20 protein-coding genes and 2 rRNA genes (1 of these 22 cut by a window edge) are annotated in these 26,606 nt (G+C 71.0%); 15 read left to right on the forward strand and 7 right to left on the reverse strand.

Annotated features, from left to right (window positions below):
* A 23S ribosomal RNA gene (locus ACQPZW_RS05880) occupies window positions 1-1,039 on the forward strand; it begins 2,071 nt to the left of the window's first position.
* 102 nt (window positions 1,040-1,141) lie between these two features.
* Window positions 1,142-1,258: ribosomal RNA gene (gene rrf, locus ACQPZW_RS05885) — 5S ribosomal RNA — on the forward strand.
* 260 nt (window positions 1,259-1,518) lie between these two features.
* Here rrf and ACQPZW_RS05890 read toward each other — a convergent pair.
* Window positions 1,519-2,247 carry a hypothetical protein gene (locus tag ACQPZW_RS05890; protein ID WP_433793809.1) on the reverse strand — a complete coding sequence of 243 codons (729 nt, stop codon included), beginning with the start codon at window positions 2,245-2,247 and terminating at the stop codon, window positions 1,519-1,521.
* 134 nt (window positions 2,248-2,381) lie between these two features.
* Here ACQPZW_RS05890 and ACQPZW_RS05895 point away from each other — a divergent pair, with 134 nt between their 5' ends.
* Genes ACQPZW_RS05895 through ACQPZW_RS05905 form a run of 3 tightly spaced genes read left to right on the forward strand, consistent with a single transcriptional unit; the run spans window position 2,382 to window position 6,738 of the window.
* A complete protein-coding gene (locus ACQPZW_RS05895) occupies window positions 2,382-5,021 on the forward strand; it encodes a valine--tRNA ligase (protein ID WP_433793810.1) in 2,640 nt (879 codons plus the stop codon).
* A complete protein-coding gene (locus tag ACQPZW_RS05900; RefSeq protein WP_433793811.1) occupies window positions 5,018-6,346 on the forward strand; it encodes a bifunctional folylpolyglutamate synthase/dihydrofolate synthase in 1,329 nt (442 codons plus the stop codon). The genes ACQPZW_RS05895 and ACQPZW_RS05900 overlap by 4 nt, the downstream gene beginning before the upstream one ends.
* Entirely contained in the window at window positions 6,343-6,738 is a 396-nt protein-coding gene (locus tag ACQPZW_RS05905; RefSeq protein ID WP_433793812.1) for a DUF4233 domain-containing protein, read from the forward strand. Before ACQPZW_RS05900 ends, ACQPZW_RS05905 begins: the two co-directional genes overlap by 4 nt.
* A 65-nt stretch (window positions 6,739-6,803) precedes the next feature.
* Here ACQPZW_RS05905 and ACQPZW_RS05910 read toward each other — a convergent pair whose 3' ends face one another.
* Entirely contained in the window at window positions 6,804-9,398 is a 2,595-nt protein-coding gene (locus tag ACQPZW_RS05910; RefSeq protein WP_433793813.1) for a VOC family protein, read from the reverse strand.
* 630 nt (window positions 9,399-10,028) lie between these two features.
* Here ACQPZW_RS05910 and ACQPZW_RS05915 point away from each other — a divergent pair.
* The 4 genes from ACQPZW_RS05915 (at window position 10,029) to ndk (ending at window position 11,404) form a co-directional block, all read left to right on the forward strand.
* The gene (locus tag ACQPZW_RS05915) at window positions 10,029-10,232 is read left to right on the forward strand and encodes a hypothetical protein (RefSeq protein WP_433793814.1); all 204 of its coding nucleotides are present in this window, start codon (window positions 10,029-10,031) and stop codon (window positions 10,230-10,232) included.
* 129 nt (window positions 10,233-10,361) lie between these two features.
* A complete protein-coding gene (locus ACQPZW_RS05920; protein ID WP_433793815.1) occupies window positions 10,362-10,592 on the forward strand; it encodes a hypothetical protein in 231 nt (76 codons plus the stop codon).
* Between the two features lie 21 nt (window positions 10,593-10,613).
* Window positions 10,614-10,877: a hypothetical protein gene (locus ACQPZW_RS05925; protein ID WP_433793816.1), complete on the forward strand. Its 264-nt coding sequence runs from the start codon at window positions 10,614-10,616 to the stop codon at window positions 10,875-10,877.
* Between the two features lie 110 nt (window positions 10,878-10,987).
* Entirely contained in the window at window positions 10,988-11,404 is a 417-nt protein-coding gene (gene ndk / locus ACQPZW_RS05930; protein WP_282757866.1) for a nucleoside-diphosphate kinase, read from the forward strand.
* On the opposite strand, the gene ACQPZW_RS05935 is transcribed toward ndk, so the two are convergent.
* The 4 genes from ACQPZW_RS05935 to ACQPZW_RS05950 form a co-directional block, all read right to left on the reverse strand.
* On the reverse strand, window positions 11,401-12,186 hold the full coding sequence (locus ACQPZW_RS05935) for an ABC transporter permease (RefSeq protein WP_433793817.1): 786 nt from the start codon (window positions 12,184-12,186) through the stop codon (window positions 11,401-11,403). The two genes, ndk and ACQPZW_RS05935, sit on opposite strands and share 4 nt — an antisense overlap.
* A 150-nt stretch (window positions 12,187-12,336) precedes the next feature.
* On the reverse strand, window positions 12,337-13,107 hold the full coding sequence (locus ACQPZW_RS05940; protein WP_433793818.1) for an ABC transporter permease: 771 nt from the start codon (window positions 13,105-13,107) through the stop codon (window positions 12,337-12,339).
* Window positions 13,104-14,081 (reverse strand): ATP-binding cassette domain-containing protein, encoded by a 978-nt coding sequence (locus ACQPZW_RS05945; RefSeq protein WP_433793819.1) that lies wholly within the window; start codon window positions 14,079-14,081, stop codon window positions 13,104-13,106. The genes ACQPZW_RS05940 and ACQPZW_RS05945 overlap by 4 nt, the downstream gene beginning before the upstream one ends.
* Window positions 14,082-14,109: 28 nt before the next feature.
* Entirely contained in the window at window positions 14,110-15,108 is a 999-nt protein-coding gene (locus ACQPZW_RS05950) for an ArsR/SmtB family transcription factor (protein ID WP_433793820.1), read from the reverse strand.
* A gap of 59 nt (window positions 15,109-15,167) precedes the next feature.
* Here ACQPZW_RS05950 and ACQPZW_RS05955 point away from each other — a divergent pair, with 59 nt between their 5' ends.
* The 3 genes from ACQPZW_RS05955 to ACQPZW_RS05965 all read left to right on the forward strand — a co-directional run bounded on the left by ACQPZW_RS05955 (window position 15,168) and on the right by ACQPZW_RS05965 (window position 20,900).
* Window positions 15,168-16,694, forward strand: a complete 1,527-nt coding sequence (locus tag ACQPZW_RS05955; protein ID WP_433793821.1) for an alkaline phosphatase D family protein — start codon at window positions 15,168-15,170, stop codon at window positions 16,692-16,694.
* A gap of 247 nt (window positions 16,695-16,941) precedes the next feature.
* On the forward strand, window positions 16,942-20,091 hold the full coding sequence (gene ileS, locus ACQPZW_RS05960; RefSeq protein ID WP_433793822.1) for an isoleucine--tRNA ligase: 3,150 nt from the start codon (window positions 16,942-16,944) through the stop codon (window positions 20,089-20,091).
* A gap of 134 nt (window positions 20,092-20,225) precedes the next feature.
* On the forward strand, window positions 20,226-20,900 hold the full coding sequence (locus tag ACQPZW_RS05965) for a lysophospholipid acyltransferase family protein (protein ID WP_433793823.1): 675 nt from the start codon (window positions 20,226-20,228) through the stop codon (window positions 20,898-20,900).
* 338 nt (window positions 20,901-21,238) lie between these two features.
* Here ACQPZW_RS05965 and ACQPZW_RS05970 read toward each other — a convergent pair whose 3' ends face one another.
* The gene (locus ACQPZW_RS05970) at window positions 21,239-22,651 is read right to left on the reverse strand and encodes a hypothetical protein (protein ID WP_433793824.1); all 1,413 of its coding nucleotides are present in this window, start codon (window positions 22,649-22,651) and stop codon (window positions 21,239-21,241) included.
* 274 nt (window positions 22,652-22,925) lie between these two features.
* Between ACQPZW_RS05970 and ACQPZW_RS05975 the strand changes: the two genes are divergently transcribed.
* The 3 genes from ACQPZW_RS05975 to ACQPZW_RS05985 are packed head-to-tail and all read left to right on the forward strand — an operon-like array spanning window position 22,926 to window position 26,596.
* Window positions 22,926-23,723 carry an alpha/beta fold hydrolase gene (locus ACQPZW_RS05975; RefSeq protein ID WP_433793825.1) on the forward strand — a complete coding sequence of 266 codons (798 nt, stop codon included), beginning with the start codon at window positions 22,926-22,928 and terminating at the stop codon, window positions 23,721-23,723.
* 30 nt (window positions 23,724-23,753) lie between these two features.
* The gene (locus ACQPZW_RS05980) at window positions 23,754-26,255 is read left to right on the forward strand and encodes a SpoIIE family protein phosphatase (RefSeq protein WP_433793826.1); all 2,502 of its coding nucleotides are present in this window, start codon (window positions 23,754-23,756) and stop codon (window positions 26,253-26,255) included.
* Window positions 26,252-26,596, forward strand: coding sequence for an STAS domain-containing protein (locus ACQPZW_RS05985; RefSeq protein WP_433793828.1), 345 nt, complete (start codon window positions 26,252-26,254; stop codon window positions 26,594-26,596). Before ACQPZW_RS05980 ends, ACQPZW_RS05985 begins: the two co-directional genes overlap by 4 nt.
* Window positions 26,597-26,606: the final 10 nt, after the last annotated feature.

Consider the following 26,606-nt stretch of genomic DNA (forward strand, 5'->3'; position numbering starts at 1 on the left):
AGCTCTTCGGGGCGAAGCGGAGAACTTAAGCGCCAGTAAACGGCGGTGGTAACTATAACCATCCTAAGGTAGCGAAATTCCTTGTCGGGTAAGTTCCGACCTGCACGAATGGCGTAACGACTTCCCCACTGTCTCAACCACAGGCCCGGCGAAATTGCAGTACGAGTAAAGATGCTCGTTACGCGCGGCAGGACGGAAAGACCCCGGGACCTTTACTATAGCTTGACATTGGTATCCGAATTTAATTGTGTAGGATAGGTGGGAGCCGGTGAAGCTCGGACGCCAGTTCGGGTGGAGGCATTGTTGAAATACCACTCTGTTGGGTTTGGGTATCTAACTTGCGGCCCTGATCGGGTCGAGGGACAGTGTCTGGTGGGTAGTTTAACTGGGGCGGTTGCCTCCTAAAGGGTAACGGAGGCGCCCAAAGGTTCCCTCAGCCTGGTTGGCAATCAGGTGTTGAGTGTAAGTGCACAAGGGAGCTTGACTGTGAGACTGACGGGTCGAGCAGGGACGAAAGTCGGGACTAGTGATCCGGCACTTGCGTGTGGAAGCGGTGTCGCTCAACGGATAAAAGGTACCCCGGGGATAACAGGCTGATCTTCCCCAAGAGTCCATATCGACGGGATGGTTTGGCACCTCGATGTCGGCTCGTCGCATCCTGGGGCTGTAGCAGGTCCCAAGGGTTGGGCTGTTCGCCCATTAAAGCGGTACGCGAGCTGGGTTTAGAACGTCGTGAGACAGTTCGGTCCCTATCCGCCGTGCGCGTTGGATACTTGAGAAGGGCTGTCCCTAGTACGAGAGGACCGGGACGGACGAACCTCTGGTGTGCCAGTTGTTCCGCCAGGAGCATGGCTGGTTGGCTACGTTCGGAAGGGATAACCGCTGAAAGCATCTAAGCGGGAAGCCTGCTTCGAGATGAGGTATCCCACCACCTTGAGTGGGTAAGGCTCCCAGCTAGACTACTGGGTTGATAGGCCGGAGATGTAAGCACGGTAACGTGTTGAGTTGACCGGTACTAATAGGCCGAGGGCTTAACCACCCTATACATTGCGCTTGCGTCCACTGTGTGATTCACAGCAAACGAACAACCACCCTGAGGGAGAGATCCCGACGGTTGCTGGTTGGTTCTGCTGATGGCTGTTTCGGTGGTCATAGCGGAGGGGAAACGCCCGGTTACATTCCGAACCCGGTAGCTAAGCCCTTCAGCGCCGATGGTACTGCACTCGGGAGGGTGTGGGAGAGTAGGACGCCGCCGGACTCAACGTATGGAAAGGCCCACCCGGGTAACGGGTGGGCCTTTCTGCTTTCCCGGGGCATTTCGGTGCCGTGCCAGGCCGAATGCCGGCGGACGGGTTACCGCGCTGGACGCGGAGCGGGCTGGGTGCCGGCGGGCGGGGTTTACTTTGCTGGACGCGGGCCGGGCTGGGTGCCGGCGGTCGCGGCGCAGCCGGAAGCTCGGTGGTGCGGTTGTGGGAGTTGTGGCACGTACCCCGAATCAGCGGGTTTGAATTGCGCTTCTCAATTCGCGCATGAGGGGGCCGCTTCGGATTCGGTTCGGCTGGGGAACAGGGCCAGTGCGATGCTTCCGTGGTCGGCCCAGCCGCAGACCGTCATGTCGCCGTCGGTCGAGCGGGAGACTCCGCATTTCATCACGCCGCCGAAGTCTCCGGCGTCGACCTCGTTCAAGCCGGTCATCGTGCCCTTGTCGTCGGCCACGAGGTCGAAGGACGAATCCAGGTCGCTCTCGGGGGACCACAGCAGGGTGGTGCCGCCGAAGAAGAGGACCGAGCGCTCGTCGCTGCTGTTGTAGACGGCGCCCACCGCCTTGTCCAGGGCGATCTCGGCGGAGAGCGCGGACTGCAGATAGTCCGCGGTGGAGGTGGCCTGCTCGCTGTCGTCCAGCGTCAGGGCGCCGATCGTCGAGGGAGTGGACAGCGTCGTCTTGCGCTGCGTGTTCACCTGCCAGCCGAACCATGCCAGCGTCGACGCTCCGGCCAGGGACACGAGCAGCAGGCTCGCCAGCACGACGGTGCGTGCGGTGCGGGGCCGTGCCGGGGTGTCCTCCTGCTCGTCGGCGCCAGTGAGGCTGAACGCGGCGTCACCGTCGTCGGTGGCACTGAGCTCGAGAGGGACGTCGTCGCTGGAAACGGCGGGTGACGCGGGCGTGGGAGCCGGGTCCTCGGCGTGGTCGGAGACGTCCTCCGCGGAGGCTGCGGAGGGTGATGGGTTCTGGCCGCGGTCCGACATCAGGCGAGCCTATCTCGCCGCCGCGAACCCGACCGGGCGTCCGAACGGCGATTCGCGGGCGCGCCGCGACAGGTGTCGGCCCTCGGAGGAGGTGCGGGTTCGTTGCGGGCGGCGGGGCTCCGTAGACTTGTCGGGTGACCGATGCGACCGAAACCCGTACCCCCGACAGCCGGCCCACCGGTGGACTCTCCGCTCAGTACCAGCCGGGCGAGGTAGAGCAGCGGCGGTACGAGCGTTGGGTATCGGAGGGCTACTTCACCGCGGACCCGAAGAGTGACAAGCCGCCCTTCACCATCGTGATCCCGCCACCGAACGTGACCGGATCGCTGCACGTGGGTCACGCCCTCGACCACACGATCCAGGACACCCTGGTCCGGCTCAAGCGGATGCAGGGCTTCGAGGTGCTGTGGCTGCCCGGCATGGACCACGCAGGCATCGCCACACAGAACGTCGTCGAGCGGCAGCTCGCCGCCCAGCAGCTGTCCCGTCACGACCTGGGCCGTGAGGCGTTCGTGGAGCGGGTCTGGGAGTGGAAGGCCGAGTCCGGTGGCGCGATCCTGGGCCAGATGAAGCGGCTCGGCGACTCCGTCGACTGGTCCCGCGAGCGGTTCACCATGGACGAGGGCCTCTCCCGGGCCGTGCAGACGATCTTCAAGCGGATGTACGACGACGGTCTGATCTACCGGGCCAACCGGATCATCAACTGGTGCCCCCGGTGCCTCACGGCGCTCAGTGACATCGAGGTGGAGCACACCGACGACGAGGGTGAACTCGTCTCGATCCGCTACGGCGAGGGGGCGAACTCGATCGTCGTCGCGACGACGCGGGCCGAGACGATGCTCGGTGACACCGCGGTGGCCGTGCACCCCGACGACGAGCGCTACAAGCACCTGGTCGGCACCGAGGTGGAGCTGCCGCTGACCGGGCGGCGCATCCCGATCGTGGCCGACGAGCACGTCGACCCCTCCTTCGGGACCGGTGCCGTCAAGGTGACGCCGGCCCACGACCCGAACGACTTCGAGATCGGCCAGCGGCACAACCTGCCCAGCCCGGCGATCATGGACGAGCGGGCGATCATCACCGTGCCCGGGCCGTTCGAGGGGCTCGACCGTTACGAGGCCCGCCCGGCCATCGTCGCCGCGCTGCGGGAGCAGGGCCGGATCGTCGCGGAGAAGCGGCCCTACCTGCACTCGGTGGGGCACTGCTCGCGGTGCAAGACGACCGTCGAGCCGCGGCTGTCGCTGCAGTGGTTCGTCAGCACCGGGCCGCTCGCCAAGGCGGCCGGTGACGCGGTGCGCGACGGCCGGGTGAAGATCGAGCCGGCCGAGCTCTCCAAGCGCTACTTCGCCTGGGTCGACAACATGCATGACTGGTGCATCTCGCGTCAGCTGTGGTGGGGCCACCGCATCCCGGTGTGGTATGGACCGGACGGCCAGATCGTCTGCGTCGGACCGGACGAGCAGCCGCCGTCGGGTGACGGCTGGAGCCAGGACGAGGACGTCCTCGACACCTGGTTCTCGTCGGGCCTGTGGCCGTTCTCCACGCTGGGCTGGCCGGAGCAGACCGCCGACCTGGAGAAGTTCTACCCGACCAGTGTGCTGGTCACCGGCTACGACATCCTGTTCTTCTGGGTCGCCCGGATGATGATGTTCGGGCTGTACGCGATGGACGGCAAGCAGCCGTTCGACGTCGTCAACCTGCACGGCATGGTCCGTGACCAGTTCGGCAAGAAGATGTCGAAGTCGTTCGGCAACGTCGTCGACCCCCTCGACTGGATCGAGCGGTACGGCGCCGACGCCACCCGTTTCACGCTGGCCCGCGGCGCCAACCCCGGCTCCGACGTGCCGATCAGCGAGGAGTGGTGCCAGGGCTCCCGCAACTTCTGCAACAAGCTGTGGAACGCGACCCGCTTCGCCCTGATGAACGGCGCGACCGTCGACGGTGATCTGCCGGCGCCGTCGGAGCTGTCGGCCATCGACAAGTGGGTCCTCTCCCGCCTGCAGCACGTGACGGCGGAGGTCGACGGCTACTTCGCCGCCTACGAGTACGCGAAGGTCTGCGACGCCCTCTACCACTTCGCGTGGGACGACGTCTGCGACTGGTACCTGGAGCTGAGCAAGCCGGTGCTGGCATCCGACACGCCGGAGGCGGCGCGCAGCCGGCGGGTCCTCGGGCACGTGCTCGACCAGCTGCTGCGCCTGCTGCACCCGGTCATCCCGTTCGTCACCGAAGAGCTGTGGATCGCGCTCACCGGCGGCGAGACGGTGATGACGGCGGCCTGGCCGGCCGTCGACCGGGCGCTGATCGACGACGCCGCCGAGGAGGAGCTGGCCGCCCTGCAGAAGGTGGTCACCGAGGTTCGGCGGTTCCGCAGCGACCAGGGGCTCAAGCCGAGCCAGCGGGTCACCGCCGCGCTGACCGGCCTGGGCAACGTCGGCATCCACACGCACGAGCCGCTGATCCGCTCGCTGGCCCGACTCGACGCGCCCGGCGCCGATTTCGCGACCACCGCGACCCTCACCGTGACCGGCGGCATCACCGTCGACCTGGACACCCGCGGCGCCATCGATGTGGCCGCCGAGCGGGCCCGCCTGGAGAAGGACCGCGCCGCCGCCGAGAAGGAGGCCACCCAGTGCCGGGCCAAGCTCGGCAACGAGGCGTTCGTCGGGAAGGCACCGGAGCAGGTGGTCGTGAAGATCAAGGACCGGCTGGCCGCCGCCGAAGCGGACCTGGTCCGGATCGCGGCCGCCCTCGAAGCACTGCCGAGCGCATGAGCACCGAATACGAAGAGGTCGAGGCCGCGCTGAACAAGCGCGGCTTCACCCGCATGGTCTTCGACATGCAGAAGATCCGGGACCTGGTGGACGTGCTGGGCACCCCGCAGCGGGCCTACCCGGCCATCCACCTGACCGGCACCAACGGCAAGACCAGCACGGCCCGGATGATCGACGCGCTGCTGCAGGCGCACGGGCTGCACACCGGCCGCTACACCAGCCCGCACCTGGAGACGGTCCGCGAGCGGATCAGCCTGGACGGCGAGCCGGTCTCCGAGGAGCGCTTCGTCGCCACGTACAACGACGTGGCGCCGCTGGCCGAGCTGATCGACGCGCGCAACCCGGAACCGCTGACCTACTTCGACATGACGACCGCCATGGCGTATGCGGCGTTCGCCGACGCGCCGGTCGACATCGCGGTCGTCGAGGTCGGTCTCGGCGGCGAGGAGGACGCCACCAACGTCATCGAGGCCGGTGTGTGCGTGCTCACCCCGATCGGGCTCGACCACACCGAGTGGCTCGGCGACACGATCGAGGACATCGCCTGGCACAAGGTCGGCATCATCCACCAGGGCGCCACCGTGGTCACCGCGCTGCAGACCGAGGAGGCCATGCGGCCCATCCTCGAACGCTGCGCCGACATGGGCGCCACCCTCGCCCGGGAGGGCAGCGAGTTCGGCGTCGTCGAGCGCCACCAGGCGGTCGGCGGGCAGCTGCTCTCGCTCCAGGGGCTCGGCGGCGTCTACCACGAGATCTTCCTGCCGCTCTTCGGCGCCCACCAGGCACAGAACGCCGCGATCGCGCTCGCCGCGGTCGAGGCGTTCCTCGGCGCCGGCCCCGGCAGGCAGCTCGAAGCCGACCTGGTCCGTGAGGGGTTCGCCCGCGTCGACTCACCCGGCCGGCTGGAACGCGTCCGCAGCGCGCCGACCATCCTGCTCGACGGCGCACACAACCCGCACGGCATGGCCGCCACGGTCGCCGCGCTGGAGGAGGAGTTCACCTTTCGGCACCTGGTCGCGGTGCTGTCGGTGCTCGGCGACAAGGACGTGACCGGGCTCCTCGAACTGCTCGAACCGGTCGTCGCGCGGCTCGTGGTCACCCAGAACAGCTCGCCTCGCGCCCTTCCCGCCGTCGAGTTGGGCCGCCTCGCGATCGACGTGTTCGGCGAGGACCGGGTCACCGTCGCCTCGAACATGCCCGACGCCATCGAGGAAGCCGTCGTCCAGGCCGAGGACGACGCGTCCGGCGAGCTCAGCGGCGTCGGCGTGCTGATCACCGGCTCGGTGGTGACCGTCGCCGACGCGCGGAAACTGCTCAAGCGATGACCGCTCCGGAAGACGACGCGACCCCGTCGGAGAGCGGTCCGGCTGCCGCGCCGCGGCGTTCCGGACTCAAGAATCCAGAGGCGGCGGTACGCGGACTCGGCGCCGGAACCTTGGTGCTGGAAGTGGTCGTGCTGCTCCTGACGATCGCACCGCTGGCCGTGATCGCGGGGGATCGTAAGGGCCCGGCGATCACGGCGGCGCTCGTCGCCACGGTGCTCGCGATCGTGCTGGCCGGGATGATGAAACGCAACTGGGCGTGGACGGCGGGGGCCGTTCTCCAGGGGCTGCTGCTGGTCGGAGGCCTGCTGCACTGGACGCTCGCGGCCGTCGGGGTGATCTTCGGGCTCACGTGGGCGTACGCGATGCATGTCCGTCGCAGCATCCTCGGGTGACCACTCCCGCGTGACGTGACAGAAAGGGCGGCCGGTTCTCCGGCCGCCCTTTCTCATCGGGTCGTTCAGCGGATCGCCCGCCATTGGGTTATCGCGATGTTGTGGTTGTCCGGGTCGCGGAACGTGGCCGACCACAGCTCCAGCTTGTCGCCACGGTTCACCGGACGCGGCGAGTGGACGAACTTGACGCCCTTCTCCCGCAGCTCGGCGTGGACCGCTTCGATGTCGCCCACCTCCAGGTTCAGGTAGATCAGACGGCCCGCCTCGGCGGTCAGATTGTGCACGGTCCGCAGCACCAGGCGGGTGTCGCCGGACGCCAGCACCGCGCTGCCGTCACCGTTGTCGATCTCATGGAAGCCGAGGACGTCCCGGTAGAACTCCGTCGACCGCTCCAGATCGGTGACCAGCACCGTGATGCCGACGCCGTGGATCGCACCGGCGCTGGCCGGCCGGGCACTCGGGTAACCGGTGATCACGTCGCCGGCGCGCTCGTCCGGGCGGCCGCTGAAGTCACCCCACGGGCCGGCACGCCGCTGCTCACCGGAATCCTGACCCGGGCCGGGCGGCGGGACGTCGTCGCCCTGGCTCCGGCCGGGCGCTCGGACGTCGTCACCCTGGCTCCGGCCGGGCGCCGGGGCGTCGTCGGGGTGCGGAGCCGGGAAGGCGTCCGGGGAGACCGCGGCCCGGCCCACCGCCACCCCGAGGATGCCGTCACGCAGCGCTGACGGGCGCGGGGTGTCCTCGGCGGGCGGTGCCACGATGCCGTCCGCCCGGGCAGCCGCCGCCTGCGGCTCCTCCTCGGGCGCGGGTTCCGGGTTCGTGTTGATCGGCAGGTTGTGGCCACGCAACGGGAAGTTGTCGAGCGGGATGTCGATCTGGTCGATACCCGGGCGCGGCGCGGTGGTGCGGGCGGTGGCCGGAGGCGGGGCGCTCGGGAACGGGCGATCCGGCTGCGGAGCGGTCGGCGGAGGCGCCACCGGCGACGGGGCGGAGGGAGCCGACGCCGGAATGGGCTCCGGGCGCGGCTGTGCCCCCCTCGGCTGCTGTGCTCGTGTCGGCTGCTGCGTCTCGGTCGGCTGCTGTGCGCCTTCCGTCTCGAACGACTCCGTCTCGTCGCCCGGCTGGGCGAAGAAACGGGTGCGGCTGCCGAGCGGACGCGCCTCGACGTTCGGCGGGATCTTCGCGGCCGCCTCCTGGTCGGACTGGGCCCAGCGCTCCTGGTCCGGCGTGGGGCGGGCGGCGGGCTGAGCCCACGCCGAGTGGGAAGGCGCGGCGCCGGGCCGCTGCGGGGAGGCCTCAGGCGCCTGCTGGGCGATCCCGGACGACTCGGAACGAGTGTCCCGGCGACCCGCCTCCGCGGCTGCCGGGTCCGGGCGGCTCGGGTCGGCGGTTGCCGGGTCCCGGCGACCCGTGTGGGCGGTTGCCGGGTCCGGGCGACCCGTGTCGGCGGTTGCCGGGTCCCGGCGACCCGTGTCGGCGGCTGCCTGGTCCCAGCGGCTCGGGTCGGCGGTTGCCGGGTCCCGGCGACCCGTGTCGGCGGTTGCCGGGTCCGGGCGACTCGGGTCGGCCGCTGCCGGAATCCGGCGGCTCGGATCGGCTGCCGCGGGGTCCCGGCGGTCTGCGTCGGCCGCCGGCGGGTCGGGGCGGAGCGACGGGGCCGGCCTCGGGGCCGGCGAGACCGGGCGTGCCGGGGCTGCCCAGCGGTCGTCGGCGGAGGGCGACCGGGGCGCCGGCGCGGGCTGGGCGGCCGGTGCCGGAGAGGTGGGCTCGGCTGGGCGGGCCCAGGCGTTGGGGTCGCGGGTGGTGTCGCTCGCGCGGGTGGGCCGGGCCGGGGGCGGAGGCGGGGCGGCCGCGTGGCTCGGGCGCGCTACCGGTGGCGGAGGTGGGCTCGGCGCGTCCCGTCGGCGGGCCGTGGGCGGCGGAGGCGGGGTGAGCCCGGAGCTGCGGGCTGCAGCGCCGCGCGACCGGCCCGCCGGAGAGACCGGATCGATCGGATCAGTGCGACGTCCTGCGGGAGAGACCGGCTCAGCAGAGCGGCCCGCGTGGGAGACCTGTTCGGCGGAGCGGCTCGCGTGGGAGCCGGATTCGGTAGTGCGGCCCGCGGAGGAGACCTGTTCGGCGGAGCGGCTCGCGTGGGAGCCGGATTCGGTAGTGCGGCCCGCGGGGGAGACCGGATCGGCGGAGCGGCCTGCCGGCGAGATCGGGTCGACCGGATCCGGCGAGCGATCGGTGGTGGAGCGGCCTACGGGTGTACCGAGGTCGGCCCGGGGCCCAGCGTGGGCATCCGGCCTGGCGCCGGTTTCCGGGTCGGCGGTGGAGGCTGCCCGGGAGGTGGAGACCGGATCCGTGCCGCGAGTACGCCGTGCCTGCTCCGGGTCGGCGGTGGGGGCGCTGGTGGTGGCCTCGGCTCGGTGTGGTGGGTCCGCTGCGGGGGTGCCGCTGACGGGCCCGGTCCGGCCGGTGTGCTCCGGGGTGTCCCGGGTCGGGGAACCGGTACGGCCGTGGGTGCCCTGGCTGGGGATGCCGGTGGTCGGCGCCACCAGGGGGACGGCGGTCACCGGGCTGGTGGGTGGGCCGTCCAGGTCCAGGTCGATGTCGGCGGCCGGGTCGGGGCGTGACTCGGCCGACGTGCGCTGGGCCGGGGGCACCGTGCCGGGCACGTGTGTCGTGGTGGTCGTGGTTGCGGTCGTGGGCGTTTCGGCCGTACCGGATGAGGGGTCTCTCTCGACCGTCGCGGTGGCTGAGGTGGCTCGCGGGCGTGGGCTCGGGCGGGAACCCGCCGGACGGCTGGAGGCCGGGCCGGAAGAAGACGGTGAGGCGGCCGCCGGGCCGGGCGAGGGGTCGGCCCGGGGTGAGGCGACGAAGGCCGACGCCGAGGAGGGCCCGCTGCGGGCCGCGGTGTCCGGCTCAGCACCGCTGGAGGAAGCCGCCTCGAACGATCCCGTCCCGGAGGAAGCCGTCCCGGAGGGATCGGAGGGACCGGAGGGAGCTGCCTCGAATGTCCCCGGGCCCGAGGAAGTCGTCGAAGTCGCGCCGAACGACCCCGGACGGGAGGAATTCGCCTCGAATGCCTCCGGGCCGGAGGAGGACGTCTCGAACGTCGCCGGGCCGGTGGCGGACGCGTGCGCGGGGAGGAAGCCGGGCGGGAGGGAGCGTCGGTGCTGGTCTCGTGCTGAACGGAAGGCGTGGGGGCGGCCCGCCCGGAGGAGACCGGATCCGCGCCGGGAGATCGCCACGGCGGTTCCGGGTCGCCCCAGTCGGGTTCGTCGTCCGGGTCGACCTTCAGGTCGATGTCCGGGTCGGAGGCGGCCGGGGCGGTGCGCGCCGGTGGCTCGTCGGCCGGCTCGGCGACCGTGGCCGCCTCCGGCTGCACCGGACGGGCCCGGCGCGGAAGCGGGGAGGGCTCCTCGTCGCTGTCGACGACGTGCCCCTCGACGATGGTGCCGGCGGCGGTCTCGCGCACCACGACGGGCGCGCCGGTACGGCGGGCGTAGGCGGTCGCGGTGCCGCGTGACCCCGACGACGGCCCGGGACCGTCGGAGTCGACCTCCCAATCGTCCTCACGCCCCTGCCAGGGCTCGTCGACGCTGCCGAACACCTCGTCGTCGAGGTCGTCCGGATCGGTGCGCCCGGCGGGGGCCTGGGGCGGTGGAGGGTCGTCGCCTTCGGGGCGGGCGGGCGCGTCACGCCAGCTGACCCGCACCCGGCGGGTGTCGTCGACGTCGACGGTGATGGGCACGGTCGCGCCGGGCAGCGGCCATTTCTCGACCGGGATCCGCGGCTCGCGGACCGTCGTCTCGAAGGCGCCGAGCCCGGGCGCGACGACGATCAGCTGCATGGTGGCGCGGCCGTAGGCGCCGGCCACCGGTGGCGGTGTGATCGACCGGACCTCGGCGGTGCCGGCCACCGTGGCGCGCCCACCCCGGCGCGGCGCGGGCATGAAGGCCACCGCCACGGCTATGGCCAGGACCGCCACCCCGAAGAACGCGACCGGTGAACTGGACATGCCGAGACCGAGCGCGATCACGAAGACCGCAATCGTGCCGATGATCCAGGCCACCAGCTTGCGCGCCGGGGCGATGGGTCGGCCGGTCTGGTTCGCCACTGTGGACCTCCCGGTAGTTCCCGTCAGGTTATGACCCGGTGGCGCATCCGCGAAAGTGCGGCAGTCCGGACATCGCCGCTCGCCTGGTTCCCGGTACCGATAGGCTGAACCTCCGCGTGTCTGCCCTTGTAACGGAGGAACTGCGTGTCCAGCACCACCGAGCGTTCGCTCGTCCTGATCAAGCCGGACGCGGTGCGCCGCGGCCTGCTCGGCGAGATTCTGTCCCGTTTCGAGCGTAAGGGCCTGGTCGTCGAGGCGCTGGAGTTGCGCACGATGGACGCTTCGCTGGCCGATGCGCACTACGCGGAACACGTGGACAAGGCGTTCTACCCGCCTCTGAAGGACTTCATGACGAGTGGCCCGCTGGCCGCCCTGGTCCTCTCCGGTGACTCGGTGATCGAGGTGGTGCGCGCGATGATCGGCGCGACCGACGGCCGCAAGGCGGCCGCCGGCACGATCCGTGGTGACCTGGCACTCTCCAACCGGGAGAACCTGGTGCACGCCTCCGACTCGCCGGAGAGCGCCGAGCGTGAGCTGGCGCTCTGGTTCCCCAAGATCTAGAGCGTGTCGAGGCTGGCCCGGCGACGGGACTCGGCCTCGAAGAACTTGAGCAGGACCGCGGCCACGACCGCGTAGACCGCTCCCACCAGCAGTTCCCGACCGATCATGGGCGCGGCCGCATCGAGGCCGCGCCCGGCGGCCAGTATTCGGGCCGCCTCCGCGGCATGGGTGATCGGCAGTCCCTGCCCGACGGTCACCATCCACTGCGGCAGGTTGCCGGGCGGCACGTTCACCCCGGTGAGCAGCAGGAGCACGGCCACCGCCACGTTCGAGATCACGAACACGTCGCGGAAGCGCAACCCCAGCGCGCCGAGTGTCAGCCCGAAGAAGCCGCAGGCCAGGGAGCCGGCCGCCATGGCCAGCGCGAGACCGGGCAGCGCGGTGGCCGAGATCCGCAGGCCGAGCATCAGTGACGCCACGGTCAGGGTGAAGACCGAGATCAAGAGCCCGTTTCCGGCGTACGGCAGGACGCGCCCCCAGAAGATCGCGGTGCGGCTGCGCGGTGACAGCAGCACGTGCCCGAGGGTGCCGAAGCGCCGTTCGTTGGCGACCGCCATCGTCCCGCCGAACACGCAGGCCAGCGAGGCGGTCAGCACCGCGTTGCCGACGAGGAAGAACTGGTCGTCGCCGACGCGCAGCTGCCGTCCCAGGTAGGCGAAGAAGAGCAGCTGGAACAGCGGCCCGATGAAGAGGGTGCCGACGAAGAGCGCCGGGCGGGTCCAGTTGAACAGGGCTCGGTAGGCGATCATGCCGCCCACCGTCACCAACCGCAGCCCGCTCATGCCGCCACCTCCGCTTCGCTCCGGCGTCGCCATGAGTGACAAACGTTGCCTGATGATTCGCTCGCCAGCTCGCTCATGCCGCCACCTCCGCTTCGCTCCGGCGTCGCCATGAGTGACAAACGTTGCCTGATGATTCGCTCGCGAGCTCGCTCATGCGAGAGCCAGGGTGGCGGTGACGCGGGCACGCCGCTCGACCACGGTCAGGGCGGCCGCGCCGAGGCCCAGGCAGAGGCCGCTGATCGCCAGGCACATCCCGACGGACGGCCAGACCGGGCCGCCGGTGGTCGCCTCGTGCAGGGCTCGCGCTCCCCAGGTGGTGGGCAGCACCGCGGCGATCGGCCCGGTCCAGACGGGCAGCACGGTCAATGGCACGAGCATGCCGGAGACCAGCCACACCGGGTATTCCAGGACGTTGGCGAGCGCGTTGGCGTTGCGCATCAGCACGAACGTGGACGCCAGCAGCAGCCCGAACATGCCGAGCGCGACGATGCAGACCACCGCGGCGACGCCGAAGGCGTACGGGTGCGCGAAGTCGAGCCGGATGCCGAACAGCAGCCGCCCCCAGATCAGGGTGGCCAGCAGCGAGTAGGTGCCGGTGATCCCGGTGGCGATGGTCAGCGGGAGGATCACCACGACCGGCCGCCGCGGCGCCATCATGATCATTTCCAGGGTGCCCTGCCAGCGCTGGTTCTGGATGGCGCCGCCGGAGCCGAAGAGCACCGACGACCACACGCCCATCAGGCCGGCGCCGACCGCGGCCTGCAGCAGCCGGTCCTGCTCGCCGCCGGAGCGGAACAGGTAGACCGCCAGCACGGCCTGCACCACCGGCACGACCAGCGAGATCGCGATCTCGAACGGGGACCGGCTGAGGTGCTTGGCGTGCATCAGCGTGCCGACCAGGAGCATTCTGATCGTTCTCATGCGGCGCCCACGATCGTCACGTACGCGTCCTCCAGGGTCGGCTCCCGGCTGTCCACCCGGCCCAGCCGGATCCCGGCCAGCTCGCGCAGCACGTCACCCTGCACGTCCACGTGCGCGTCCGACTGCACGGTCAGCACCTGCAGCGAGCCGCGGGTCTCCACCGCCGTCTCGCGTACGCCCGGCAGGTCCCGCAGCGCCGCCAGGGCGGTGTCCGGCACCCCGTACGCCTCCACCTCGACGACCCGGCGCCCGTCCGCCCGGCTGCGCAGCTCGGCCGGAGTGCCCAGGGCCTGGATCCGCCCGTCGGCGATGACCGCGATCCGGTCGCAGAGCTCGTCCGCCTCGGCCATGTAGTGGGTGGTCAGCAGGACCGTGGTGCCGGTGGCGGCCAGGTTCGCCACGGTCTGGCGCAGCTCGCGGGCGGCGACCGGGTCGACCCCGATCGACGGCTCGTCGAGGAACAGCACCTCCGGCGAGTGCAGGAGCCCCCGGGCGATGTGCAGGCGCTGCCGCATGCCCCGCGAGTAGCCCTCGACCCGGTCGTGCTCCCGCCCGGCGAGCCGGACCAGTTCGAGGAGCTCGGCGATGCGCCTCCTCTGGTCGCGGGCGGGCACCCCGTAGAGCTCGGCGAAGTAGCGCAGGTTGTCCAGCGCGGAGAGACGGTCGTAGAGGCCGCGGTCGCCGCCGAACACGTACCCGATCCGCCGTCGTACCTCCCGAGTCTGCTTCTCGACGTCGAAGCCGCAGATCCGGGCAGTTCCGCCGGTCGGGATGAGCAGGGTGTTGAGCATCTTGATGGTGGTGGTCTTGCCGGCGCCGTTCGGCCCGAGCAGGCCGAAGAGCTCACCGCGGCGGACCGTGAAGTCCACGCCGCGGACCGCCTCGACCGTGGTGAGGCGTGGCCGCAGCCAGCCGGTACGGGACCGGTAGGCGCGGCGCAGACCCTCCGCCTCGATGGCGTAGTCGCTTTCCATGCCCCGAAACTAGGGAACGCAGCCGTTCTCAGGAAACGAATTCGGTGCGGGCCGAATCCTCGCCGAGCAGGTTCACCAGAGCCAGACCGGCCGGCTCCAGGCCGTAGAGGACCCGCCGCCCGGCCCGCCGCCGATGCACCACCCCGGCCGCCTGCAGCCCGGCCAGGTGCTCGGAGACGGTGCTCATCGCCAGGCCCAGGGTGGCCGCCAGGCCGGTGGTCGTCGACGGCGTGGTCAGGGCACGCAGCACGGCCGCCCGGCCACGGCCGATGAGCAGGGCCAGCCGGTCGTCAGGCGCCGGGGCCGGGCTGTCGGCCAGCACCACCGAGCCGCGGGCCTGGTAGGTCACCATCTGTGTCTCGCGGTCGTCGGTGGAACAGAGCAGACCGCCGCGAGAGAAGATCAGCGGCACCAGCAGGATTCGGCTGTCGGTCACCGTGAAACCCTGGTCCAGGCGCTTGATCAGGGTGAGGACGGGCCGCTCCCAGATGATCCGCTCGTGCAGGTGGGAGAGCAGCGCGTCCGGGCCGCCGGCGGCGAGCGCCCGGGCCCGGAGCAGCACCTCCTCGTCCAGGGCGGCCCGCATGGCCGGCCAGTGCGGCGCCAACGCGGCGTCCCACCAGGTGGCTAGGCCATCGGCGAGGCGGTCCAGCGCGCTTTCCGGATCGTCCCGGAACGGGCGCAGGGGTGCCGGGAGCGAGCCGTCCGGGTAGTGGATCCCGAGCTGGGTGTCGATCACCTCGGCCGGAGTGCGGCGCAGCAGTTCCACCTGCTCCTCCATCGTCGGCGCCGGGGTGAGCGGCATCGGCGCGAGGAAGTCGGGCATCCGTTTGGGCAGCTGGAGATGGAGCCGGGCCGGCTCGGGAACCGGGATGTCCCGGACCCGCCGGACCCAGTCGGTGAACGGCCACGACAGCCCGGCCGGGGCACGGCCCACCAGCCAGAGGCTGCTCACCGTCTCCAGCAGCGGACTGATCGCGATCCGGGTACGCGACAGTGTCTGCTCGTCGAGCTCGATCCGGATCACACCAGGGAGTTTAGGGAACGGCCACCCGAACGCCACCTTCGATCGATAAGCATCACGGTATGACCTCGATCTCCCGGCGTGATCTGCTGCGGGCCGGCATGGCGGGCGGCGTCGCCGGCCTGACCGTCGGAGCCCCCGCCTTCTCCGCGGGCGGCACCCGCCCGATACTCACCCACGGCGTGCAGAGCGGCGACGCCACCGCGGACTCCGCCGTCGTCTGGAGCCGGGCCGACCGCCCCGGCAGGCTCTGGGTGCAGACCAGCCGTCGGCCCGACTTCCGCGGCTCGCGCGTGCTCCGCGGCCCCGTCGTCACCCCGGCCACCGACTTCGCCGGCAAGGTCCGGCTGCGTGGCCTGCCCGCCGGGGAGCGGATCTTCTACCGGGTCCGGGTGGAGAGCCTGGAACGGCCCGGGTTGTTCGGCGCGCCGGTGAGCGGTGAGCTGACCACCGCGCCGGACCGCCGCCGCGACATCCGGTTCCTGTGGACCGGCGACGTCGCCGGGCAGGGTTGGGGCATCGACCCCGCCTTCGGCGGGATGCGGATCTTCGAGTCGATGCGGCTGCGGCAGCCCGACTTCCTGCTGCACAGCGGGGACACGGTGTACGCCGACGGCCCGCTCACCGAGACCGTGGCCCTCCCGGACGGCCGCGTGTGGCGCAACGTGCTCACCGACGCCAAGCTGAAGGTCGCCGAGACCCTCGACGAGTTCCGCGGGCAGTACGCCTACAACCTGCTGGACGAGCACTACCGCCGGTTCGCCGCCGAGGTGCCGCAGATCAACCAGTGGGACGACCATGAGGTCACCAACAACTGGTATCCCGGGGAGATCCTGGCCGACGCCCGTTACACCGAGAAGCGGGTGGACGTCCTCGCGGCCCGGGCACGGCAGGCCTACCTCGAATGGCTCCCGCTCGGCGACACGGCGGCGCCCATCCACCGGCGGATCCCGTACGGCCCGCTGCTCGACGTCTTCGTACTGGACATGCGAACCCTCAAGGACCCCAACGACGGCAACACGTACGCCGACCCGTCCCGTGGCCTGCTCGGCCGCCGGCAGCGCGAGTGGCTGATCGACGGCCTGCGCCGCAGTCGCGCCACCTGGAAGGTGATCGCCGCCGACCTGCCGCTCGGCCTGGTCGTCCCGGACGGCACGACCGCGCAGGAGGGTGTGGCCCAGGGCGACCCGGGCGCGCCGAAGGGCCGTGAGCTGGAGTTCGCCGAGGTGCTGCGAGCCGCGCACCGGCACCGGGTGAGCAACATCGTCTTCCTCACCGCCGACGTGCACTACACCGCCGCGCACCATTACGACCCGGCGCGGGCGGCCGTGCAGGACTTCACCCCGTTCTGGGAGTTCGTCTCCGGGCCCGCGCACGCCGGCGCTTTCGGGCCGAACGCTCTGGACGGCACGTTCGGGCCCGAGGCCGTCTTCGTCAACGCGCCGCCGGTCGCGAACACGTCACCGGCCCTGGGCTTCCAGCATTTCGGCGAGGTGGAGATCGACGGCGGGTCCGGTGAGCTCACCGTTCACCTGCGCGATCGGGACGGTGTGGCGCTCTGGTCGAGGACACTGCGACCCGAGCGGTAATGCGGATGAGGGAATCCGAGGGTGGCCGGTATCGTTGTCTGCACGCAGGCTTTGAACCGGCCATCACCGGGGAGCCTCCGGAAGAACGGGCGCAAGCCTCAGTAGAACCGGGCGGACACCGGACCGCGCAGGTCATCCGGCGAATGAGCGGGCGGGGTCATCCCGTCAAGCGAGGTGGTACCGCGGGCCCCTGAGAAGGCTCGTCCTCGCAGTCACGTCATGTGAACTGCTTGAGGGGAACACCAGAATGGCCTACCCGAAACACACCGACGCCACCGGCGTTCCGGCGAGCCCGGACCTGCCGGCGGTCGAGCGGGCCGTCCTCGATCACTGGGCGGCCGACAAGACCTTCGAGGCGTCCGTCGAACAGAGGCCGGCCGGCGACAACGGGTCCAACGAGTACGTCTTCTACGACGGCCCGCCGTTCGCCAACGGCCTCCCGCACTACGGGCACCTCTTCACCGGCTATGTGAAGGACCTGGTCCCGCGCTACCAGACGATGCGTGGCAAGCGCGTCGAGCGCCGGTTCGGCTGGGACACCCACGGCCTGCCCGCCGAGGTGGAGGCCGAGAAGCAACTCGGCATCACCTCCAAGGCGCAGATCGTCGACCTGGGCATCGACAAGTTCAACGAGGCCTGCCGCACCTCCGTGCTGGCCTACACCAAGGACTGGGAGCGTTACGTGACGCGCCAGGCCCGGTGGGTGGACTTCCAGGACGACTACAAGACCCTCGACCCGGAGTACATGGAGTCGGTCATGTGGGCGTTCAAGACGCTGCATGACAAGGGCCTCGTGTACGAGGGTTTCCGGGTGCTCGCCTACTGCTTCCGGTGTGAGACGCCGCTGTCCAACACCGAGACCCGGATGGACGACGTCTACCGGGACCGGACCGACCCGGCCCTCACGGTGAAGTTCCGTCTGGAGACGGGCGAGGACATCGCGGTGTGGACGACCACGCCGTGGACGCTGCCGTCGAACCTGGCGCTGGCCGTCGGCCCGGACATCGAGTATGCGGTCCTGGAGAAGGACGGGCAGAAGCTTCTCGTGGGTGCGGGCCGCGTCGGCGCGTACGCCAAGGAGCTGGAAGGGTTCGAGCAGGTCGGCACCGTGCAGGGCCGGGACCTGGTCGGCCGCCGGTACACGCCGCTGTTCGACTTCCTCGTCGAGCCGGGCGGGGAGAACGCCTTCCAGGTGCTCGGCGCCGACTTCGTCACCACCGAGGACGGCACCGGTGTCGTGCACATGGCGCCGGCCTTCGGTGAGGACGACCAGAACGCCTGCAACGCGGCCGGCATCCCGACCGTGGTGACCGTCGACGAGCACACCCGGTTCACCTCGCTGGTCCCGGACTATCAGGGCCTGCAGGTCTTCGACGCCAACAAGCCGGTGATCGCCACGCTGAAGGAGCGGGGCGTGGTGCTGCGCCACGACGGGTACACGCACTCGTACCCGCACTGCTGGCGCTGCGACACGCCGCTCGTCTACAAGGCGGTGTCGTCGTGGTTCGTCGCGGTGTCGACGTTCCGGGACCGGATGGTCGAGCTGAACCAGCAGATCAACTGGACGCCCGCCCACATCAAGGACGGCTCGTTCGGCAAGTGGCTGGCCAACGCCCGCGACTGGTCGATCTCCCGCAACCGGTTCTGGGGCTCGCCGATCCCGGTGTGGAAGTCGGACGACCCGCAGTACCCGCGCGTCGACGTCTACGGCTCGTACGAGGAGCTGGAGCGCGACTTCGGGGTGCGTGTCACGGATCTGCACCGGCCGTACGTGGACGAGCTGACCCGGCCCAACCCGGACGACCCGACCGGGAAGTCGACGATGCGCCGCGTCCCCGAGGTGCTGGACTGCTGGTTCGAGTCCGGGTCGATGCCGTTCGCCCAGGTGCACTACCCGTTCGAGAACGCCGACTGGTTCGAGCAGCACTACCCGGGCGACTTCATCGTCGAGTACATCGGGCAGACCCGCGGCTGGTTCTACACCATGCACGTGCTGGCCACGGCGCTGTTCGACCGGCCCGCGTTCCGTAACTGCCTGAGCCACGGCATCCTGCTGGGCGAGGACGGGCGGAAGATGTCCAAGTCGCTGCGCAACTATCCGGACGTGTACCGGGTGTTCGACACGTACGGCTCGGACGCCATGCGCTGGATGCTCATGTCGTCCCCGGTGCTCCGGGGCGGTGACATGCCGGTCACCGAGCCGGCGATCCGCGACTCGGTGCGCCAGGTGCTGCTGCCGCTCTGGAACGTCTGGTACTTCTTCAGCCTCTATGCGAACGCCTCCGGCTACGAGGCGAAGCTCCGGACGGACTCCACCCACCTGCTCGACCGGTACGTGCTGGCGAAGACGCGGGAGCTGGTGGAGGACGTCCAGAGGCAGATGGACGACTACGACATCTCGGGTGCGGCCGCTTCGACACGGTCCTACCTCGACGCGCTGACCAACTGGTATGTGCGCCGTTCACGGGACCGCTTCTGGGAGGGGGACGAGGACGCCTTCGACACCCTCGCCACCGTGCTGGAGACGGTCACCCGGGTGGTGGCGCCGCTCGCGCCGCTGACCGCCGAGGAGATCTGGCGCGGCCTCACCGGCGGCCGTTCGGTGCACCTGACCGACTGGCCCTCGGCGGACACCTTCCCGGCCGACCACGAGCTGGTCGCGTCGATGGACGCCATCCGGGACGTCGCCTCGGCGGCCCTGTCGCTGCGCAAGGCCAAGGGCCTCCGGGTCCGGCTGCCGCTGGCGTCGGCGACCGTGGCCACGCCGCAGGGCGCCGCCCTCGCCGGGCTCGGTGACCTGCTCAAGGACGAGGTCAACGTCAAGGACGTGGTCTTCACCGACGACGTCGCGGCGTACTGCCAGCAGGTGCTGACCGTCGTCCCGCGGGCGCTCGGCCCCCGGGTCGGCAAGCAGGTCCAGCAGGTGATCAAGGCGGTCAAGGCCGGCGAGTGGCAGCTGGTCGACGGCGCTCCGGTCGCGGCCGGTGTCACCCTGGCCGAGGGGGAGTACGAGCTGAAGCTGGTCGCCGCCGACGTGGAGAACTCCGCGCCGCTGCCGGCCGGTGGCGGTGTCGTGGTCCTCGACACGGTCGTCACCGACGAGCTGGCCACCGAGGGCCTGGCCCGCGACGTGATCCGCGTCGTGCAGCAGGCCCGTCGCGACGCCGACCTGGACGTCAGCGACCGCATCACCCTCGTGCTGTCGGCCTCGCCGGCGGTCCGGGCGGCGGTCGAGACGTTCCGGGACTTCGTCGCCGGTGAGACGCTGGCCACCACGGTCGAGCTCACCGAGCCGGCCGGCGGGGCAGGCGACGGCTCTACCGGCGGGGCCGGTGACGGCTTCACCGGCGAGGTCGGCGACGGCGAGCAGGTGACGGTGACGGTCACCCGCGTGTGATTCAACCGATCGGCCCGGATGTTCGCCTTCACGAGGGCGGGCGTCCGGGCCGGCGCAAGATCACTAGGTACTTCTCGGCCACTGTCAGCTAACCTCACAGCACCACATACCCCCCACGCGTCCCGGAGGACGAGTTGCCCCTGCTCTACTCGATCGCCAAAGCCACGGTGGGCACGGCCCTGAGCCTCGGCTGGCGCCCGCACGTCGAAGGCATCGAGCACATCCCGCACACCGGCGGCGCGATCTTCGCGGGCAACCACCTCTCCGTCGCCGACGAGCTCCTCCTCGGCACCGTGGTCCCTCGTCACCTGGCGTTCTGGGCCAAGTCCGACTACTTCACCGGCACCGGCGTCAAGGGCTTCCTCAACCGCAAGCTGATGGAGGGCCTCGGCGCCATCCGTGTCGAGCGTGCCGGCGGCCGTGCCGCGCTCACCGCCTTCGACGCGGCCATCCCGGCCCTCAAGGGCGGCGACCTGATCGCCGTCTACCCCGAGGGAACGCGCTCTCCCGACGGTCGCCTCTACCGTGGACGCACCGGAGTCGCCCGCCTGGCCGTCGCCGCCGGAGTCCCGATCATCCCGGTCGGGGTCCTCGGCACCGACAAGGTCCAGCCGATCGGTCGCGTGGTGCCGAAGCTCGAGCGCGGTGTGATCTCGGTCAAGTTCGGCAAGCCCATCGAGACGATCGGCCGCTCCGACGACCGCACCGCACTGCGCGAGCTCACCGACTACGTGATGACCGAGATCCAGAAGCTCACCGGCCAGGAGTACATCCCCCGCTACGCCCCCAAGCGCGACGAATCCGAGTGATCCGTCCCGCTGCGGCGGTCCAGGTGATCAATCCCGGTCAAACCCAGGCTCTGGTACGGCTACGCGTCCCGCCTCGTGCTGAGGCGCGAGGCGGGTGCCACGCGCGGCCGCCAAGGCGCCTCACGGGCTGAGCCCCCGGTCACCGCTCCACGCCTCCCGCCGCAGGCGCCACCGCCGTGTGGCCTCCCGCCGCCGTCTCGAGGCCCGGGAGGTCGCATCAGCCCGGCGGTCGCGCTGTCGGCCGGGAGTGGCGCCTGCGTCGCGGATCAGCACGAGGCGGGACGGGTAGCCGTACAGGATGAAGTGAATCGAGCCGGACCGGATCGCGGACGGTGAGGTCAGGCCGGTCTCAGGACCGATTCGCGGAGGCCGGCCACCAGCTTGGCGCTCTCGCTCAGCGAGCGGCGGGTCAGCAGGACCGTGGCCAGGCTGCCGTGATCGGCCCAGGTGCAGGCCACGACCGACGTGTCGTCCAGGCGGCCGGTGCCGCACCGCTGGTAGGCGCCGAACTCGCCCAGGTCGAAGGACTCGATCTTCTTCAGGTCGAGTACGTCGGTCAGGCGGCCGAGCTGGGCTTCCACATCGGTGTCCGGGGTCAGGCGCAGGCCGGTGACGCCGAAGACGGTGACCCGTTTGCCGCGTGGATCGGTGTAGACGCCGGCGAACGTGTCGCCGTCGCCGCCCTGCAACTGGTCGGCGAGGCGCTTCGCGGCCCGGCGGCTCGCCTCGGTGTCGCGCAGACTGAGGTCGGAGAACGAGTCCGGCAGCGCGGCCGTCACCGGATACTGGCGCAGGCCGGGCACATACCAGTAGGCGCCCGCCAGGGCCAGCACCACCACCAGGACCAGGCCCAGCCGACGGAACCGCCGACGACGCCGCGGTCTCGGCGGCGTCCACGGCGCGGCGACCGGCGTGCGCGGCTGGACCGGGATCCGCGGCGGCCCGGACTGCGCGGGACGGCGGCCCAGCAGGCGCAACCGGCCGGGCGCGCCCGCGGCGGCCTGCCGGCCGTCGGCGGCGACCTGCTGGCTCTTGGCCGCGACCTGCTGACTCTTGGCGGCGACCTGCTGGCCCTTCTCCGTGGCCTGCCGGCCGAGCACGCGGAGCCGGTCGGGAGCGTCGGCGGCGACCTGCTGGCCCTTGGCCGTGGCCTGCCGGCCGAGCGATCGCAAGCGGTCGGGGGCGTCGGCCGCGACCCGCCGGCCCCACGCGCGGACCTTCGGCGGGATCAGGGGCGGAAGGCCGGTGCCGCCGGCCGGTGGCGGATAGGTCCCCGGCGCCGGAAAGGGCGATGCCGGTGCGGCCGGCGTCTCCCGCGGCGCCGGATTCTCGATGCGGGTCGGCGGCGCCGGGTTCTCGATGCGGGGTGACGGCGCCGGGTTCACGATGTGGGTCGGCGGTGCCGGAGTCTCGATCCGCGGTGACGGCGCCGGGCTCTCGATGCGCGTCGGGGGCATCGGCGCCGGTGGGGTCGTGTACGCGTCCGGCCAGACCGGAGTGTCCTGATCGGCCCATGGGTCGACGGCCGGGATCGTGGTGCGGTCGTCGTCCGGGTCGGCCGGCTCCACACCGTTGATCCGGTCCACCATGCGGGACCACAGCGACCGGCGCGGCACGGCCTCGGGAACCGGGGCGGCCCCGCTCCACCAGCCGGGCACGTCCGCCGTCGGCGGCTCGCCGGGGCCGGCGAACCGGGTGCGGTCGGGCACTCCGGCGGCCGGGGTGGTGTCACCCGGCTGCTGGTCGGCCATGGATTCGATCTCCTCCCGCGCGCCTGAAGGCAGCACTCCCGTCCCAGGTTAGGTCGGGTGTGCCAGTCGGACGGCAGGTCGGGATCGGGACGCCGGACATGAATGCCGGACAACGAGGGCGATGTGCGAAACGCTCCGGAGTCGTATGGTTACCCGGACTCGGCTTCGTGCCGGCTCATCGGGCCGGAAGGTGCCCTGAGTCACTCGGGCAGGCGACACTCATTCGCTGCGGGAGGGAGGGGCGTGCCGGTCGTCAGCGGCGCGCCGCAATCGCATGGGCACGACGGAGAGAAACGCGGTCACGATCTCGGGCACCGGGTCCGGCCGGTCGATGATGTTCGCTCACGGGTACGGCTGCGACCAGAACATGTGGCGGTTCGTCACCCCGGCGTTCCAGGACACCCATCGGATCGTCCTGTTCGACCACGTCGGCAGCGGACGGTCCGATCTCTCGGCCTACCGAGACGACCGGCACGGCTCCCTGGAGGGGTATGCCGAGGACGTTCTGGAGATTCTCCGCGAGCACGATCTGCGCGAGGTGGTCTTCGTCGGCCATTCGGTCAGCTCGATGATCGGGGTGCTGGCCGCGATCCGGGAGCCGGAGCGGTTCGCCGGGATCGTGATGGTCGGCCCGTCCCCGCGGTATATCGACGACGAGGCGACGGGGTATGTCGGCGGCTTCACCCGGAGCGACATCGACGGCCTGCTGGAGTCGCTGGACAGCAACTACCTGGGCTGGTCCAGCGCGATGGCCCCGGTCATCATGGGCAACCCGGAGCGTCCCGAGCTGGGTGAGGAGCTGACCAACAGCTTCTGCGCCACGGATCCGGAGATCGCGAAGAAGTTCGCGCGGGTCACGTTCCTCTCCGACAACCGCGCCGACCTGCCGAGCCTGCGGGTCCCGTCGCTGATCCTGCAGTGCTCCGACGACGTCATCGCCCCGGCCGTGGTCGGTGAGTACGTCCACAAGAACACCCCGGACAGCACTCTCGTGGCCCTGAACGCGACCGGTCACTGCCCGAACCTGAGCGCGCCGGAGGAAACGGTTGACGCCATCAAGTCCTGGTTGTAAGACAGCGGGCATGATCGGCGGAGCATTGGTGTGAGCGAATCTGGTGGGCCGGACGTGACACAGGAGTTGCGACTGCCCTGGGACGACGATCCCGAGGATCTGTACGAACATGCGCCGTGCGGCTACCTGACGACGCTTCCGGACGGCACCATCGTCCGGGTCAACGAGACGTTCCTGACGTGGACCGGATACACCCGGGCCGACCTGATCGGTCACCGACGGTTCCGTGACCTGCTGACTCCGGGTGACCAGATCTTCCACGAGACCCATTACGCTCCGTTGCTGGCGATGCAGGGCGAGGTGCACGAGATCGCGCTCGAGGTGGTCGGCACGGACGGGCGCCGGCTGCCCACCCTGGTCAACTCGGTGCTGGAGCGCGGCCCGTCCGGTGCGCCCCGGATCATCCGCACGATGGTCTTCAACGCCACCGAGCGGCGCGGCTACGAGCGGGAGCTGCTGGCCGCCCGGCGGGCCGCCGAGTCGTCCGAGCAGCGGGTCCAGGTGCTGCAGCAGATAGTGGCCGACCTGGCGGCGGCCCCTACCGAGGCCGAGGTGGCGGAGGCGGTGGTCCGCGCACCGGAGCCCGCCTTCCAGGCCGCCAGCACCAGCATCTACCTCTTCGACGCCGACGGGGACCAACTCGTGGCGGTGGCCTCCACCGACCCCACCACGGGCAACTGGGACGACATGCCCCGGTCGTCGACCCGGGCGGTGGCCGAGGTCGCCCGGCGCGGCGACCTGCACGTGATCGGCACGGTGGCCGAGGCCGAGGCGCACTTCCCGGACCTGGCCGAGTCGATGCGCCGGTCCCAACGCGGCACCGTGGTCCTGCTGCCGTTGACCACCGGTCCCTCCGACGACCAGCGCGGCCCGGTGGTGCTGGGCGTCCTCGCGTTCAGCTTCCGTGAGGAGCGTGTCCTCACCGGCGGTGAGCTGCGGGTCATCCGGCTGCTCGGGCAGCAGGCCGGGCAGGCCCTGGACCGGGCCCGCCTCTACGACGACGCCCGCCGGCGTGAGGAGCGGTCCACGTTCCTGGCCCGGACCACCCGCGCGCTCGACGAGGAGCACCGGCTGCTCCAACGGGCCCGCCGGCTGGTCGAGCGGATGGTGCCGGAGATCGCCGACTGGGCGCTGGTGCGGCTGCAGGTGGGCCCGGCCGGCCTGGTCGAGCACCACGGCGGCCCGGCGCCGGACCCGGCCCGGATCGAGGCCCGGACCGCCGAGGCGATCGAGTCGGCCGCGCCGGTCTTCGCCGTCGACGGCGACGGGCTGGGCTGTACGGTGCTGCCCCTCATCGTCCGTGGCCGGGTGCTCGGCACCCTCGCCCTGCGGATGGCGCCGGACCGCCGGGGCGCCGAGACGGAGCGGCTGTTCCTGATCGACCTGGCCGACCGGGCGGCCCTGGCCTGCGAGAACGCCCGGCTCTACGAGCAGGAGCGGGCCATCGCCAGGACCCTGCAGCGCAGCCTGCTCGCGGCGGACGTGCCCGGCACCGATCCGCGGTTCGTGGTGGAGACCCACTACCAGGCCGCGTCACAGGACATGGAGGTCGGCGGCGACTGGTACGACGCCTTCCTGATCACCGCGAACAAACTGGCCGTGGTGGTCGGCGACGTGGTGGGGCGGGGCATCGAGGCGGCGACCACGATGGGCCAGCTGCGCAGCGCGATCCGGGCGCTGGCGTCGGCCGAGAACGGGCCGGCCCGGCTGCTGGAGGGCCTGGACCGGTTCTGTGACCGGGTCGACTCGGCCCGGATGGCCACCCTGGTCTACGTCGAGGTCGACCTGCTCAGCAACGAGATGGCGTTCGCCTGCGCCGGTCACCTGCCGCCGCTGCTGCACGAGCCGGCCGGCTCCCCGCAATACCTCATGCAGGGCCGGTCGGCGCCGCTCGGCTCGCGGGCCGGTGACGTCCGCCGGGTCGAGCAGCGGCTGCGCCTGGCCCCCGGCAGCCGCCTGCTGCTCTACACCGACGGCCTGATCGAGCGCCGCGGCCGGGGCATCGACCGTGGCTTCGAGATCCTCGCCCGGGAGTACGCACGCCGGCGCGACGCCCCGCTCAAGGGCCTGGCCGCCGGGCTCGCCGACACCCTGGTCGGCCGGGACCACTCCGACGACGTGTGCCTGCTCTGCCTCACGCTCGGCACCGAGGAGCGGCTGGAGCGCTCGATCGGCGCCGACCCGCTGCAGATAGCGCTGCTCCGCGCCGACATGCGCGGCTGGCTGGCCGGGCACGGCGTCGACCAGGACTGTCTGAACGCGGTGCTGCTGGCCTGCTCCGAGGCGGTGGCCAACTCGATCGAGCACGGCTACCAGGACGACCCGTTCGGTGTGGTCGACGTGGCCGCCACGATCAGCCCGGACACCGTGGAGATCCGGGTCGCCGACCGGGGCCGCTGGCGCGGGCCGGGCAACGACGTGGCCCGGGGCCGCGGACTCCAACTGATCTACGAGTCGATGGACGAGGTGGCCTTCGACCGGGCCGGGGAGGGGACGACTGTGATCATGCGCCGCCATCGGGGCGAGTCATGACCGACCAGTGGGTGAGCTTCTCCCGTCGCGGGTCGGCCGACCTGGTCCATCTGAAGGGTGAGATCGACCTCGCCAACGCCAACGACATCGGCCGGGCCATCGTGGCACGGACCACGTCGGCCAGCGCCGTGCTGATCGACCTGACCGCGGTCTCGTTCCTGGACAGCGCCGGAGTGCGGCTCCTCGACTGCATCGTCGGGGACCTGGACGACCGGGGGAAGCCGATCCGCCTGGTCGTCGGCGAGCGCGGGGCCGCACGGATGACGTTGCAGCTCTGCGCGTTCCGGGCCGACCTGCTCGCCACCGACCTGGACCGGGCCGCGACGGAACTGGGCGGGTAGTCCGCGTACC

The sequence above is a fragment of the Actinoplanes sp. CA-252034 genome (assembly GCF_050956125.1).
Taxonomy (GTDB): domain Bacteria; phylum Actinomycetota; class Actinomycetes; order Mycobacteriales; family Micromonosporaceae; genus Actinoplanes.